The organism is Herbaspirillum sp. NPDC101397, from assembly GCF_044767325.1.
Lineage (GTDB): Bacteria > Pseudomonadota > Gammaproteobacteria > Burkholderiales > Burkholderiaceae_D > Herbaspirillum.
On sequence record NZ_JBIWNS010000001.1, the window covers coordinates 167,132 to 181,162 of the forward strand.

General features: G+C 61.8%; 14 protein-coding genes. All 14 read left to right on the forward strand.

The annotated features are described in order from the left end of the window. Positions 1–67 precede the first annotated feature (67 nt). The gene (gene dctP / locus ACIROW_RS00780; RefSeq protein ID WP_402270852.1) at positions 68–1,096 is read left to right on the forward strand and encodes a TRAP transporter substrate-binding protein DctP; all 1,029 of its coding nucleotides are present in this window, start codon (positions 68–70) and stop codon (positions 1,094–1,096) included. Next, positions 1,093–1,668 (forward strand): TRAP transporter small permease, encoded by a 576-nt coding sequence (locus tag ACIROW_RS00785; RefSeq protein WP_402270855.1) that lies wholly within the window; start codon positions 1,093–1,095, stop codon positions 1,666–1,668. Before dctP ends, ACIROW_RS00785 begins: the two co-directional genes overlap by 4 nt. Next, complete coding sequence (locus ACIROW_RS00790; RefSeq protein WP_402270858.1) at positions 1,665–3,014, forward strand: TRAP transporter large permease; 1,350 nt, start codon at positions 1,665–1,667, stop codon at positions 3,012–3,014. The genes ACIROW_RS00785 and ACIROW_RS00790 overlap by 4 nt, the downstream gene beginning before the upstream one ends. Next, positions 3,015–4,682: a malonate decarboxylase subunit alpha gene (gene mdcA, locus ACIROW_RS00795; protein ID WP_402270860.1), complete on the forward strand. Its 1,668-nt coding sequence runs from the start codon at positions 3,015–3,017 to the stop codon at positions 4,680–4,682. It abuts the gene before it with no gap. A 1-nt stretch (position 4,683) separates the two neighbouring features. Further along, on the forward strand, positions 4,684–4,995 hold the full coding sequence (gene mdcC / locus ACIROW_RS00800; protein ID WP_402270862.1) for a malonate decarboxylase acyl carrier protein: 312 nt from the start codon (positions 4,684–4,686) through the stop codon (positions 4,993–4,995). Beyond that, complete coding sequence (locus ACIROW_RS00805; RefSeq protein WP_402270864.1) at positions 4,992–5,894, forward strand: biotin-independent malonate decarboxylase subunit beta; 903 nt, start codon at positions 4,992–4,994, stop codon at positions 5,892–5,894. The genes mdcC and ACIROW_RS00805 overlap by 4 nt, the downstream gene beginning before the upstream one ends. Continuing rightward, complete coding sequence (mdcE, locus tag ACIROW_RS00810) at positions 5,891–6,607, forward strand: biotin-independent malonate decarboxylase subunit gamma (protein WP_402270866.1); 717 nt, start codon at positions 5,891–5,893, stop codon at positions 6,605–6,607. The genes ACIROW_RS00805 and mdcE overlap by 4 nt, the downstream gene beginning before the upstream one ends. Continuing rightward, the gene (gene mdcG / locus ACIROW_RS00815; protein WP_402270869.1) at positions 6,591–7,283 is read left to right on the forward strand and encodes a malonate decarboxylase holo-[acyl-carrier-protein] synthase; all 693 of its coding nucleotides are present in this window, start codon (positions 6,591–6,593) and stop codon (positions 7,281–7,283) included. The genes mdcE and mdcG overlap by 17 nt, the downstream gene beginning before the upstream one ends. Next, the gene (gene mdcB, locus ACIROW_RS00820) at positions 7,271–8,212 is read left to right on the forward strand and encodes a triphosphoribosyl-dephospho-CoA synthase MdcB (RefSeq protein ID WP_402270871.1); all 942 of its coding nucleotides are present in this window, start codon (positions 7,271–7,273) and stop codon (positions 8,210–8,212) included. The genes mdcG and mdcB overlap by 13 nt, the downstream gene beginning before the upstream one ends. Then, positions 8,209–9,141 carry an ACP S-malonyltransferase gene (locus ACIROW_RS00825; protein WP_402270874.1) on the forward strand — a complete coding sequence of 311 codons (933 nt, stop codon included), beginning with the start codon at positions 8,209–8,211 and terminating at the stop codon, positions 9,139–9,141. Before mdcB ends, ACIROW_RS00825 begins: the two co-directional genes overlap by 4 nt. Before the next feature lie 328 nt (positions 9,142–9,469). Beyond that, positions 9,470–10,819 (forward strand): ATP-binding protein, encoded by a 1,350-nt coding sequence (locus tag ACIROW_RS00830; protein WP_402270876.1) that lies wholly within the window; start codon positions 9,470–9,472, stop codon positions 10,817–10,819. Next, on the forward strand, positions 10,806–11,252 hold the full coding sequence (locus ACIROW_RS00835) for a response regulator (RefSeq protein ID WP_116432989.1): 447 nt from the start codon (positions 10,806–10,808) through the stop codon (positions 11,250–11,252). Before ACIROW_RS00830 ends, ACIROW_RS00835 begins: the two co-directional genes overlap by 14 nt. A gap of 20 nt (positions 11,253–11,272) precedes the next feature. Then, entirely contained in the window at positions 11,273–13,375 is a 2,103-nt protein-coding gene (locus ACIROW_RS00840) for an EAL domain-containing protein (protein WP_402270878.1), read from the forward strand. A gap of 41 nt (positions 13,376–13,416) precedes the next feature. Then, on the forward strand, positions 13,417–14,019 hold the full coding sequence (locus ACIROW_RS00845; RefSeq protein WP_402270880.1) for an NTP transferase domain-containing protein: 603 nt from the start codon (positions 13,417–13,419) through the stop codon (positions 14,017–14,019). The last annotated feature ends 12 nt before the right edge of the window (positions 14,020–14,031 follow it).

The following is a 14,031-nucleotide window of genomic DNA, read 5'->3' on the forward strand; positions in this document are numbered from 1 at the left end:
AGATACATAGCACCAACTAAAAAAGCACAAAAAAGCAGTATTTCTCTCACCTTAAGGAGGATCAACAATGACTTCGCAAAAACGTAGAAGCATCATCGGTGCACTCGCGACCGCACCACTGTGGACGGCAAGTTCGTCGGTGTGGGCGCAGGGCGCAACCACCTCGCTGAAGATTTCCCACCAATTCCCCGGCGGCACCATCAACGAAGGCGACTTCCGCGACCGCCTCACGCGCATGTTTGCCGAAGGCGTCGCCAAGCGCACCAACGGCAGCCTCAAGTTCGAGATCTATCCCGGCTCCTCGCTGATGAAGGTCAATTCGCAGTTCTCGGCCATGCGCAAGGGCGCGCTCGACCTGTCGCTGGTGCCGCTCAACTACGCCGGCGGCGAAGTCCCTGAAACCAACATCGGCCTGATGCCCGGCCTGGTGACCTCGTACGCGCAAGGCTCGGCGTGGAAGAACGCCGAAGTCGGCAAGGAGCTGGCGCGCATCCTGGCGGAGAAGGGCATCCTCATCGTCAGCTGGATCTGGCAGGCCGGCGGCGTCGCTTCCCGCACCAAGCCCATCATCGAGCCGGAAGACGCCAAGGGCATGAAAGTGCGTGGCGGCTCGCGTGAAATGGACCTGATCCTGAAGGAAGCCGGCGCTGCCGTCGTGACCTTGCCGTCCAACGAAATCTACGCCGCCATGCAGACCGGTGCGATGGACGCGGCGATGACCTCGTCGACCTCGTTCATCTCCTTCCGCCTGGAAGAAGTCGCCAAGGCGCTGACCACCGGTCGCGACAAGGCCTACTGGTACATGTTCGAGCCGCTGATGATTTCCAAGTCCGTGTTCGAAAAACTGACCAAGGACCAGCAGGCCGCCATCATGGCCGTCGGCGCCGAGATGGAGCAGTTCGCGCTGAAGGCTGCGCAGACCGATGACGTCGCCGTCGCCGCCGTGTACCAGAAGGCCGGCGCCAAGGTGGTCGACCTCAACGCCGCGACCGTCAAGAAATGGCAGGACATCGCCCGCGCCACCGCCTGGAAAGACTTCGCCGCACGCAATGCCAACTGCGCCAATCTGCTCAAACTGGCGGAGAAGCTCCTATGAGTCACGGCTTCGAGATGCAGCCGCAAGCCAAGCCCGCGGTGCCGGCCAACCCCGTCGTTGCCGGATTGCACCACGCGCTGGCGAAGTTCAACAAGCTCGCGGTGTTCCTGGCGATGATCGCGCTGATGCTGACGTCGATCATCCTGACGTATTCGGTGGTGGTGCGTTACTTCTTCCACCAGCCGACCGACTGGCAGGATGAGGCGTCGGTGTTCATGCTGGTGGGTGTGATCTTCCTGTGCTCGGCGTACGTGCAATCGCTGCGCGGCCATATCGGCATCGAAGCGCTGGCCGGCTTCCTGTCGCCCCGGGCCAACCAGGTGCGCATGTTCATCGTCGACCTGATCTCGTTCGTGTTCTGCGCGTTCTTCGCCTGGAAGTCGTGGACGCTGTTCCACGAAGCCTGGGTCGACGGCCAGACCACCTCGTCGACGTTCGCGCCGCCGCTGTGGATTCCCTATTCGATGATGGCGATCGGCATGACCGTGCTGACGCTGCAATTGCTGGTGCAGGTATTGACCCGCATCACCGGCACTGTACCTGCATCTGTAGCGGCCAAGGAGCAAGCATGACGCCTTTAGTTCTCGGTTCCCTGTACGGGATCGTCACCATCCTCGTGATGTGCTCCGGCATGCCCATCGCATTTGCGCTGGGCGTGGTGGCGACCTCGTTCATGTATTTCTTCATGCCGGCGTCTTCGCTCGACACCGTCACGCAAAACGTCTACGAAGAAATCGCTTCCATTACCTTATTGTCGATTCCGCTGTTCATCCTCAAGGGGGCGGCGATCGGTAAATCGCCTGCCGGCAAAGACTTGTACTCGGCCATTCACGCCTGGTTGAATCGCGTGCCGGGCGGCCTCGGCATCGCCAACGTGTTTGCCTGCGCCTTGTTTGCCGCGATGGCGGGTTCGTCGCCGGCAACCTGTTCTGCCATCGGCTCGGCCGGCATTCCGGAAATGCGCCGTCGCGGTTACTCGCCCGGGTTTGCGGCAGGCATCATCGCTGCGGGCGGCACGCTGGGCATCCTGTTGCCGCCGTCGATCACCATGATCCTGTACGCGGTGGCCGCCGAGCAATCGCTGGGACGCCTGTTCCTCGCCGGCATCGGGCCGGGCGTGTTGCTGGTGATCCTGTTCGCCGGTTACGCCATGTATCGCGCCCGCAAAGAGTACAAGATGGCCCATGCCATCTACACCGGCGGCGGCGAGAAGTCGGCTTACCTCGACGACGAGCATTTCACGCTGGCGCAAAAGGTGGAAATGCTGCCGCGCGTGCTGCCTTTCCTGATCCTGCTGATCGGCGTCATGGTCGCGCTGTACGGCGGTTTTGCGACACCATCCGAAACCGCCGGGCTGGGCGCCTTGCTGGCCATCGTGCTGATCGCCGTTGTCTATCGCATCTACAAGCCGCGCGAGCTGGTGCCTTTCCTCAACTCGACCATCAAGGAGTCGGGCATGCTGCTGCTGATCATCGGCATGTCGCTGCTGTATTCCTACGTGATGAGTTACCTGCACATCAGCCAGTCGGCGGCGCAGTGGGTGGTGGACATGCACCTGTCGAAATGGCTGCTGCTGGCGGTGATCCTTCTGATGGTGATCGTGCTCGGCTTCTTCCTGCCGCCGGTGTCGATCATCCTGATGACCGCGCCGATCATCCTGCCGCCGTTGCGTGAAGCCGGGTTTGACCTGATCTGGTTCGGCATCGTCATGACCGTGGTGATGGAAATGGGCCTGATCCATCCACCCGTCGGCTTGAACTTGTTCGTGATCAAGAATATCGCGCCCGACATCCCGCTGTCGGAAGTGATCAAAGGCACGATCCCGTTCCTGGCGCTGATGTTCCTGGCCGTGATCCTGCTGTGCGTCTTCCCGGGCATCGCCACCGGCTTGCCCGACATCATCATGGGAGTGAAGTAAATGTCTGCCACCGGCCACGTCTGGAATCGTCGGCAAACCAATCGCAATGAACGCCTGGCGCGCGCAAGCAGCGTGCTGGGCAGTTCGCTCGAAGGCAAGCTCTTGCCGGTGGCGCGCATTGCCGATTTGTTGTACGCCGTCATCGAATCGGGCGATCGCGTCTGTCTCGAAGGCAATAACCAGAAGCAGGCCGACTTCCTGTCGAAGGCGCTGGCCGGACTCGATCCGGCGCGCGTGCACGACCTGCACATGCTGTTCTCGGTGCTGGCCTTGCCGGAGCATCTGGACGTCTTCGAAAAAGGCATCGCCTCGAAACTGGACTTTTCCTTCTCCGGTCCCCAGGCCGGCCGGTTGGCCAAGCTGGCGTCGGCCGGCAAACTCAATATCGGCGCCATCCATACCTATCTGGAATTGTTCGGCCGCTATTTCGTCGACCTGACCCCGCGCGTTGCCCTGGTGGCGGCGCAGGCGGCGGATCGCCACGGCAATCTCTACACCGGTCCCAACACCGAGGACACGCCGGCGATCGTCGAGGCGACCACCTTCAGCAGCGGCATCGTCATCGCCCAGGTCGATGAAATCGTCGACGTGCTGCCGCGCATCGACATCCCGGCCGACTGGGTCAGCTTCGTGACCAAGGCGCCGACGCCGCATTACATCGAGCCCTTGTTTACGCGCGACCCGGCGCAAATCTCGGAGATCCAGGTGCTCATGGCGATGATGGCCATCAAGGGCATCTACGCCGAATACGAAGTCCAGCGCCTCAACCACGGCATCGGCTTCGACACCGCCGCCATCGAGCTGATCCTGCCGACCTATGGCGCATCGCTGGGCCTGCGCGGCAAGATCTGCAAGCATTGGGCGCTCAATCCGCATCCTGCATTGATCCCGGCGATTGAAGCGGGCTTCGTCGAGTCGGTGCATTCTTTCGGCTCCGAACTGGGCATGGAAGACTACATCCGCGCGCGTCCCGACATCTTCTTCATCGGACCCGACGGCTCCATGCGCAGCAACCGCGCCTTCTCGCAGACCGCCGGTCATTACGCCTGCGACATGTTCATCGGCTCGACGCTGCAAATCGACTTACAGGGCAATTCGTCGACGGCGACGCTGGGCCGCATCGCCGGTTTCGGCGGCGCACCCAACATGGGCGCCGACGCGCGCGGCCGCCGTCACGCCAGCCCGGCGTGGCTCAAGGCCGGTCAGCAGGCCCGGGCCGGCAAGAACACCATCCCGCGCGGGCAGAAGCTGGTGGTGCAGACCGTGGAGACCTTCCGCGAACACATGCAGCCGGCCTTCGTCGAGCGGCTCGACGCCTGGCAACTGGCCGAGCAGGCCAACATGCCGATCCCGCCGGTGATGATCTACGGCGACGACGTCACCCACATCCTGACCGAAGAAGGCATCGCCAATCTGCTGCTGTGCCGTACCGAAGAAGAGCGCGAGCAGGCGATCCGCGGCGTCGCCGGCTATACGCCGGTGGGCCTGGCGCGCGACAAGCGCATGGTCGAGAATCTGCGCGACCGGGGCATCATCCGCCGCGCAGAAGACATGGGCATCGACAAGCGTCTGGCTACGCGCGATCTGTTGGCGGCCAAGAACATGAAGGATCTGGTGCGCGCTTCCGGCGGCCTGTACAACCCGCCCAAACGTTTCAGGAACTGGTGATATGGAAACCTTGAATTATCGTTTTGAAAACGGCATCCGCAAGCTCTCCGCCAAGGCCGAACTGGTCGGCGTGGTCAGCTCGGGCAACCTCGAAGTGCTGATCGAATCAGTTGACCTGCAAGGCGGCTGCTCCGTTGAAATCAAGACCGCCGCACGCGGTTTCGGCGCCATCTGGGAAGCCGTCATCGGCGACTTCAACAAGCGCTGGCAACTGGCCGACACGCGCATCTCGATCAACGACATGGGCGCTACGCCGGCAGTGGTCAGCCTGCGCCTGGACCAGGCGGTGGAATCGGTCGTGGAGGAAAAATGACAGCCAGCTATTTGGAAGCCAACGCGCGCGAACGCCTCGCGCAGGTGCTCGACGCCGATAGTTTTGAAGAATTCCTGCCGCCGTCGAAACGCATCGTCAGTCCGCATCTGGGGCAGCTCGATGCGCCGGTGTCGTTTGACGACGGCGTGGTAGTCGGACGTGGCTCGCTTAACGGCGCGAAAGTATTTGCAGCAGCGCAGGAGGGCGGTTTCATGGGCGGCGCGGTCGGCGAAGTGCATGGCGCCAAACTGGTCGGCCTGCTCAAGCGCGCCGTGCGGGAACAAGCCGAAGGCGTCATCCTGCTGCTGGAAACCGGCGGCGTGCGCCTGCACGAAGCCAACGCCGGCCTGATCGCCGTGTCCGAAGTCATGCGCGCCGTGCTCGATACGCGCGCGGCCGGCATTCCTGTCATCGTGCTGGTGGGCGGCTCCAACGGCTGCTTCGGCGGCATGGGCATCGTCGCACGTTGCGCCAACGCCATCATCATGTCGGAGGAAGGCCGTCTGGCGATGTCCGGACCTGAAGTCATCGAAACCGCCAACGGCGTCGAGGAATTCGACTCGCGCGACCGTGCGCTGGTCTGGCGCACTACCGGCGGTAAGCACCGTTACCTGCTCGGCGATTGCCACGGCATCGTCGCCGACGACACCGCTGCGTTCCGGGAAGCGGCAACCAAGACGCTGCAGGCATTCAAGGGCAATCCGACGGCGCTGAGCCTGCAGGTCCTGGAAGCAGAGCAAGCCATGCTGGAACAACGCATCGCGCGCTTCGGCGATGCATCTGATCCGCTGGAAATCTGGCAGCGCCTCGGCATCGACAAGCCGCTGGACGTCGCCATGCTGGAAGCGGCGGCATTCACCGCACTGGCGGAACCGCACCGTGTGAAGGGACAACCATGAGCTGGCAAACACTGGCGGACGATTTATTCCCGCAAGGCCACAGCATCACCGAGAAGGCCGATTTCCTATCCGGCACGGCCCAGGTTGACGGCGAGGTCGTGACCATCGTCGGTACCACCGGCCACACGCCGATCGGCATCGAGATCGCCTTGTCGCAGGCGCAGGCTATCCTGCAAACCGTGCGCGAACATCCGGGCCGCGCCATCGTCATCCTGGTCGACACGCAAGGCCAACGCTTGCGCCACCGCGACGAGATGCTGGGCATCAACAGCTACATGGCGCACCTGGGCAAATGCATCGCCCTGGCGCGTCAGCAAGGGCACAAGATCATCGGCCTGGTCTACGACCAAGCGCTGTCGGGCGGCTTCATCACCAGCGGCCTGATGGCCGACGCCTGCTACGCGTTGCCGAACGCGACTATCCGCGTGATGGGCCTGCCGGCCATGGCGCGCATCACCAAGGTGCCGGAAGAGCGCCTGGTCGAACTGGCAAAGAGTAATCCGGTATTTGCACCGGGGCCGGAAAATTACCATCGTATGGGTGGCGTAGCCGAAATCTGGAGCGGCGATCTTGCCGCTCAGCTGGCACAGGCGCTGGCTACCGCGGACGGTACGGACCGCCGCGCAGCAGTCGGTTTGCAGCGTGGCGGTCGCAACTGGTCGCAACGCGTGGTCGACGCCATTGTCAGCAACAGCGATGTCCAGCCGCTCTGAATTGTCCACCCGTCACGCGCTGGTCTGGCTGAACGAAGCCGGCTGGCGTGAGGCGCTTAAGTACGTTGCCGATGATCGTCGCTTCGGCGTGCAGCGGTGGCGGCAGCATGACTGGCCGGCGGTGATCCGTCGGCGCGATGTTGATTGCGCACCCGGCGAGATCTGCCTCGGTATTGCCTTGCCGCCGGATCAGGACGGCGCCAAGTTGCGCGTCCCTTTGCGGGTCGGCTTGCAAGGCGTGCGCGAGACGCGGGCGCCGCTGGAGATTGCCGATGTGATCGAACATGCCGGCCCGCAATGGCGCAATGGCTTGCTTGAATTGCACGGCGACATCACTGCGCAAGGACTTGAGATTCGCGTGTACGGTTCACTCGCTTTGCAGGCGCTGACCGGGCAATTCTATTTGCGGCCGGCGTCGGATATCGATGTGCTGTTTTCTCCATTGGATCAGTTGCAACTGGAGCAAGTCGTGTCCCTGCTGCAGCAGTACGCCACGCGTTTGCCGCTCGATGGCGAGATCGCCTTCCCGAGCGGACATGCAGTGTCTTGGAAAGAGTGGGCGCAAGCCTGTGGCAACCCCGACAACCGCGTATTGAGCAAACACGACAGTGGCGTCGCCTTGCAGCGTGTGGGCGAGCTTCTGGCTGAATTTGAGGAGCGCGCATGCGCAGCGTAGATCACCTTGCTCCCTTGCCTGCCATGCGCTTGCCGGTGGCGGTGCATTACACCGAGCGACGTCGTCGCCAACGCCGGCAGCAGGTTTTTTGCCGCGAACTCGCTCGCATGGCCTTGCGCAGCCTGCATCAGGAATTGACTCTGTATCCCAAACCGGGCCTGGTCTCGCCGATTGATAATGGCAGCCATGACGACATGGATGCGACGACTTTTCTGCGCAGCCTGTTCTCGCTGCGTCGCTATTTTTCCGACATCGCCGCAGCAGGTGCGGCCGGTGCATCCTTCAATGAACTCAAACGTCTCGGCATCGACGCCGAGCAACGCATGCTCAAAGCCACCGGCGGCGTCAATACGCATCGCGGTGCGATCTTCTGTCTCGGCATGCTGTGCGCGGCGATTGCCAGCTGCCGCAGCCAGGGGATGACGCTGTCGCCACAGGCGATTCGCGCCACCTTGCTGATCCGCTGGGGCGATGCGCTGACGGGACATACCAATTCATCGATTGAAAACGAAGAGACTGCCAGCCACGGTTTGCGCGTCGCCGCACGTCACGCCGTGGGCGGTGCGCGTGAAGAGGGCGCGCTCGGATTTCCTTCCGTCTTCGAGATCGCCTTGCCGCAACTGCAGGCCACGCTCGCGGCCGGACGCGACTGGCATTGCGCCAAGACCGATGCCTTGTTCGCACTGATGGCGCATGTCAGCGACACCAATGTCTATCACCGCGGCGGCGCGGCAGGCGCGGCGCTGGTGCAGCAACGCAGCCGCGAGTTCCTGGCGGGCGGCGGTACGACTGATGCCGCGTGGCTGGTGCGTGCCGAAGCTGTCCATCACGAATTCGTGGAGCGGCGCTTGTCGCCCGGCGGCGCTGCCGATCTGCTGGCGGCGGCTTGTCTGATCCACACGGTGTGCGGTGGCGAGCTGCAGGCATGAGCGAACGTTTTGCCGTTCTTTGTCCGGGACAGGGGAGTCAGCATCCCGCCATGTTCGATATGCTGCGCGCCGATGCGGGCGGTGATCAGATCGTGCAGGAGCAGGCGCTCGATACCCGGCTCGGACGGCCGCTCGATGAGATTCTGCATGATCCCCAATTGCTGTTCGCCAACCGCCATGCGCAGCCGTTGATCGTCGCGGCCGGGCTGGCGGCGTGGCGCATGTTGCGCGAGGAGTTGCCTGCGCCGACGCTGGTTGCTGGTTACAGCATCGGCGAACTCACTGCTTACGGCGTCGCCGGCGCGTTGCCGGGCAACGACGCAATCGATCTCGCCGTCGCGCGTGCCGCATATATGGACGCCTGCCTGAAACACGCGCCGCATCAGGGTCTGATGTCGGTCGGCGGCATCGAGGCCGGCGAAGCGCAGGAGCTGCTGCGACGCCACGGCGCGTTCGTGGCGATCGCCACCGGCTTCGATACCTTGATTGCAGGCGGATGCAGCGACGACTTGCTGGCAGCGCAAAGCGAGCTGGAAGGCGTGGGCGGCAGGACCGGTATTTTGCCGGTCGGCATCGCCTCGCATACGCCGCTGATGGAGCCTGCGCTGGCGCCGTTCACGGCGGCGCTCGATGCAGTGGATTTTCACGAGCCCGCCTGCACGGTCCTGGCGGGAATTTCGGGAGTGGAAATTCACGACGTTTCCTCCGCGCGCAGCACGCTTGCGCAACAACTGACACACACGATACGCTGGTCGTCCTGCATGGATGCCTGCGCTGAACGTGGTGTCGGCGTCGCGCTTGAACTGGGACCCGGTTCGGCCTTGTCGCGCATGCTGCGTGAACGGCATCCTCACATCGAGTGCCGCTCGGTTTCAGACTTTCGCAGTCTTGCGGGAGTAGTAAGCTGGTTACGTAGCCGGCTCGATTGAACTCTGCGGCGGCGCACCAGAGCGTCGCCCGCCAGATCGCGCCCCGCGCGGATCTTCAACCTACTGCGTCAATTTTGATTGCCTAAAAAACAAGGTTTGCACATTGCTCGTGAAAACGCGAACGTACGCTTGAAATGTAACTATCAATTAGGTACATTGGTCTCGTCGTTAGAGGAATAACAATCATAAGAATAAAAATTGCCATATTGATAATGACTGTTGCGCGGCATCGCGCTGCACTTCAAGAACCGACGAGCCTTGCATGACCGCTGTACCAAGGTGAAAAATATTTCATTCATTGACGCATTTTTCGTACGGATATAAAACGATGACTGCAGAGATCTCCGAGAAGGAGATTACGGATTTCCAGCTGTTATTCGAATCGGTGCCGGGGCTGTTCCTGGTCTTGTTGCCCGACTTCACCATCATCGCGGTGAGCGATGCCTACCTGCAGGCGACGATGACGAGGCGGGAGCAAATCGTCGGCCGCCATCTGTTCCAGGTTTTCCCCGATAACCCGGAAGACCCTTCAGCCGACGGCGTGGCCAATTTGCGAAGTTCGCTGGAGCGCGTGCTGGCAACCCAGGCGCCTCACGCCATGGCGATGCAAAAATACGATGTGCCGTGTCCCGACGGCAGCGGATTTGAAAGCCGCTATTGGAGTCCGTCCAATTTCCCCGTGTTCGGCAAAGACGGCGCCATCCGCTACATCATGCACCGCGCCGAAGACATCACCTCCTATGTGCAGCTCAAGAAGGAACGCCAGGAACTTGGCCGCCTGAGCGACCAGTTGCAGGAGCAATGCGGCGCGCAGGAACTTGAAGTGCCGGCGCTGAGCGGCGATACCGTTGCCGGCGTCCGGCACCTGCACGCGCTGAACCGTGCACTCAAACTGGAGATCCTCGCGCGCAACCAGCTCGAGGATGCAAATCGTGAACTGACGCGCGCGTTGCAGCGCAATATCGAAAAACTCGAGGCCAGCAACAAGGAGTTGGAGAGCTTCAGCTATTCGGTCTCGCATGACCTGCGCGCGCCTTTGCGCGCCGTCGACGGTTTTGCGCGCATGCTGGAAGAAGACGCTGCCGACCAGCTCGACGAAGAAGGCTTGCGCAAGCTGCAGGTGATCCGCAACAACACGCGCAACATGGGACGGCTGATCGATGAATTGCTGGAGTTTTCGCGGCTGGGCCGCAAGGAACTCAACTACGGCCACCTGAACATGACCGCGCTGGCCAGGGCCTGTTTTGATGAAGCCGCCAGTGCGGTGACCGTTCCGGCGAGCTTGCGGCTCGGCGACTTGCCGGCCGCGGAAGGCGATATCACGCTGATCAAGCAGGTGTGGTTCAACCTGTTGGCGAACGCGCTCAAATTCAGCGCCAAGCGTGAACAGATACTGATCGACGTCAGTGCGGAAGAGGTCGAGGGCGGTGTCACTTATACCGTGCGCGATAACGGCGCAGGCTTCGACATGCGCTATTACAACAAACTGTTCGGCGTATTCCAGCGCCTGCATCGGGTCAGTGAATTCGAAGGCACCGGTGTCGGCCTGGCGATCGTACATCGTATCGTCACGCGTCACGGCGGCCGCGTCTGGGCCGAGGGCGTGGTCGGCGAGGGGGCGGTATTTCATTTCACCTTGCCTGCGGTGACAAGGGAGCAGACACATGAACAACTTTGAAAAGATCGACATCCTGCTGGTGGAGGACAATCCCTACGATGCCGAGCTGTCGCTGCGCGCGCTGCAAAAAAAGAAACTCGTCAATAACGTTGAATGGGTGCAGGACGGCGCCGATGCGCTCGATTTTCTGTTCTGCGCCGGCGTCTACGCCAATCGCCCCAAAGGGGAACTTCCGCGTTTGATCCTGCTTGACATCAAACTCCCACGGGTCAGCGGCATCGAGGTGTTGCGCCGGATCAAGGCCGATCCGGAGACGCGTTCGATTCCGGTGGTGATGCTGACCTCGTCGGCCGAGGTACAGGACCTGAGCGAGTGCTATCAGCTGGGCGTCAACAGTTATATCGTCAAGCCGGTCGAGTTCGAGAGTTTCCAGGAAGAGGTCGAGAAGGCCGGGTTTTATTGGATGCTCGTCAACAAAGTGCCGGCATCTTAAAAAGAGAATCGGGGACGGGGATGAGAAGAAGTACGCTGAAAATACTGATGGTGGAAGACGATCCGGGCGACGTCGAATTGTCGCGCTATGAACTGACGCGCGCCGGCATCGCCTGCGATGTCCAGCAGGTGGAGACCGAGGATGCCTTCGTCGACGCATTGAGCCGCTACCAGCCCGATATCGTGCTCGGCGATTTCTCCTTGCCCAATTTCGACGGCATGTCGGCGCTGCAGATCGTGCAGCAGATCACGCCGAGCACGCCGTTCTTGTTTGTCTCCGGCACTATGGGCGAAGAGCGTGCGATCAAGGCGCTCAAGCAGGGTGCTTACGACTACGTGCTCAAGTCCAATCTGGCGCGTCTGCCGTCTGCGGTCGAACGCGCTTTGCAGGAGGCGCACCAGAATCAGATCCGCAACAAGATGGAACAGGCGCTGCAAGCCGAGCGCAACTTGCTGTCGGCCATTTTCGATACGACCGGCGCGCTGGGGCTGATGCTGGACAAGGAAGGCCGCATCGTGCGTTTCAACCAGGCCGCCGAGCGCACTACCGGCTATACGCTGTCGCAAGTGCAGGGCAAGCATTTCTGGGATATTTTTTTCCCGGCCGAAGAACTCGAACCGGTGCGCAATCATTTCCTCAACTGGCACGTGCAGACGCAGCCGTTGCAATACCAGAGTCGCTGGCTGACTGCGACAGGCGAGCGGCGCGAGATATTGTGGCTGACTACATTCCTGCAGGAAGACCACGGCCCGGCGCTCAACTATGTGTGCAGCGGCATCGACATCACGCAGTGGCGCCAGGCGGAAGATCGTGTCCATCGCCTGAGCAACTACGACGTCCTGACCGGCTTGCCTAATCGCAGTCTGTTGCGCGACCGGTTGGAGCAGGGCATCACGCGCGTCGAACGCGAACGTCGGCCGGGATTGCTGTCGGTGATCCTGATCGGGGTACGCGGCGCCATCGCCGTTCGCGAAAGCCTGGGACTGAAAATGAGTGAAGACGCATTGGTCGAAGCCGGGCGCAGGTTGTCCGGCCTGATGCAGCATGATGCCACGCTGGCGCGATTCGGCGATACCAGTTTCGCCATGGTAGTGCATGTGCCGGCACAGGATCAGATCGCCATGGTAGTGCAGGAAATTATCGATGTGCTCGACTTGCCGTATCACGTCGACGGCCACGAAGGCGTTTATCTCGAATCGAACATCGGCGTCACGATTTATCCGAACGACGGCGACAGCGGCGATGCTTTGTTGCAAGCCGCGGAGGTAGCCATGCACCGCGCCATGGACAACGTGCTTGAACGTTTCCAGTTTTATACGCCGGCGCTCAACAGTCAGGTAAGCCATCGCCTGCAGATGGCGTCGCAGTTGCGCCAGGCAGTACAAAAGAAGGAAATGCTGCTGCATTACCAGCCGCAGGTGTCGCTGCAGAGCGGCGAGGTGGTCGGCGTCGAAGCGCTGCTGCGCTGGCAGCATCCGGAAAAGGGCATGATCTCGCCGATGGAATTCATCCCGATGGCGGAAGAGACCGGCCTGATCGTGCCCATCGGCGAATGGGTGTTGCGCACCGCGTGCGAGCAAGCCCAGCGCTGGCACGACCTGGGCGTGCACGGGCTGACGATGGCGGTCAACTTGTCGGCCAAACAGTTTGCCCAGAAAAACCTGGCGGCGGTGGTGCGCCAGGCGCTGGACGACAGCGGGTTCAGTTCGCATTGCCTGGAACTGGAACTGACCGAAAGCGCTTCCATGGAGTCACCTGAAAAGAGCATCGAAGTCATGAAGCTGCTCAAGGCCATGGGCGTGCGGCTGTCGATTGACGATTTCGGCACCGGCTATTCCAACCTGAATTACCTCAAGCGTTTTCCGGTCGACCAGCTCAAGATCGATCGCTCCTTCGTGCGCGACGTCGGCAACAACGCCGACGATCTCGCCATCGCGCGTGCCGTGATTGCATTGGCGCGTAGCCTGCACCTGGAAGTGCTGGCCGAGGGCGTGGAAGACCTGGAGCAATGCAACATCATGAAAGAGAACGGCTGCGACAAGGTGCAAGGGTATTACTTCAGCAAACCCTTGCCGGTGGACGAATGCACGCGGCTATTGCAGGCACGCAGGAAATTGCCCTGAGCAGCTGCTCGCGCCAGTGTTTTGATGGATAATCGCAAGCCATGAGCTTCGCCATCCATACTACTCAAACGCCTTTCCGCGGCCTGTTGCTGGCCGCCGGCAAAGGCACGCGTTTCGATCCCGCCGGCGCCGACAACAAACTTCTGGCGCATCTGCCCGGGGTTGATGAGGTTGTTGCCGTCGCGGCGGCGCGCGCGATGTTACAGACGTTGCCGGTGCTGGCTGTCGTCAGTACTGTCGACAGCGAACTGAGCCGGCGGCTGATTGCGGCGGGTTGCGAGGTCATCGGCTGCGACGACGCTGATACGGGCATGAGCGCTTCGCTGATGTGCGGGATACGCCGGCTGTCGGATGCGGCCGGCTGGATCATCGCGCTGGCCGACATGCCGCATGTGCAGGCGGCGACGCATCGCGGCCTGCTGGCAGCATTGAAAGACGGCGTACAGATTGCGGTGCCGACCTATCAGGGCAAGCGCGGCAATCCGGTCGCGTTCGGCCGCAGCCATCTTGACGGCTTGCTGGCATTGAGCGGCGACCGTGGCGCGCGCGCCTTGCTGCAGGCGTTTCCGGTTACCGAAATCCCCGTCAACGATCCCGGCATCCACCGCGACATCGACACGCGCGCCGACCTCCACGCGCGCTGAATTCCCTGGAAT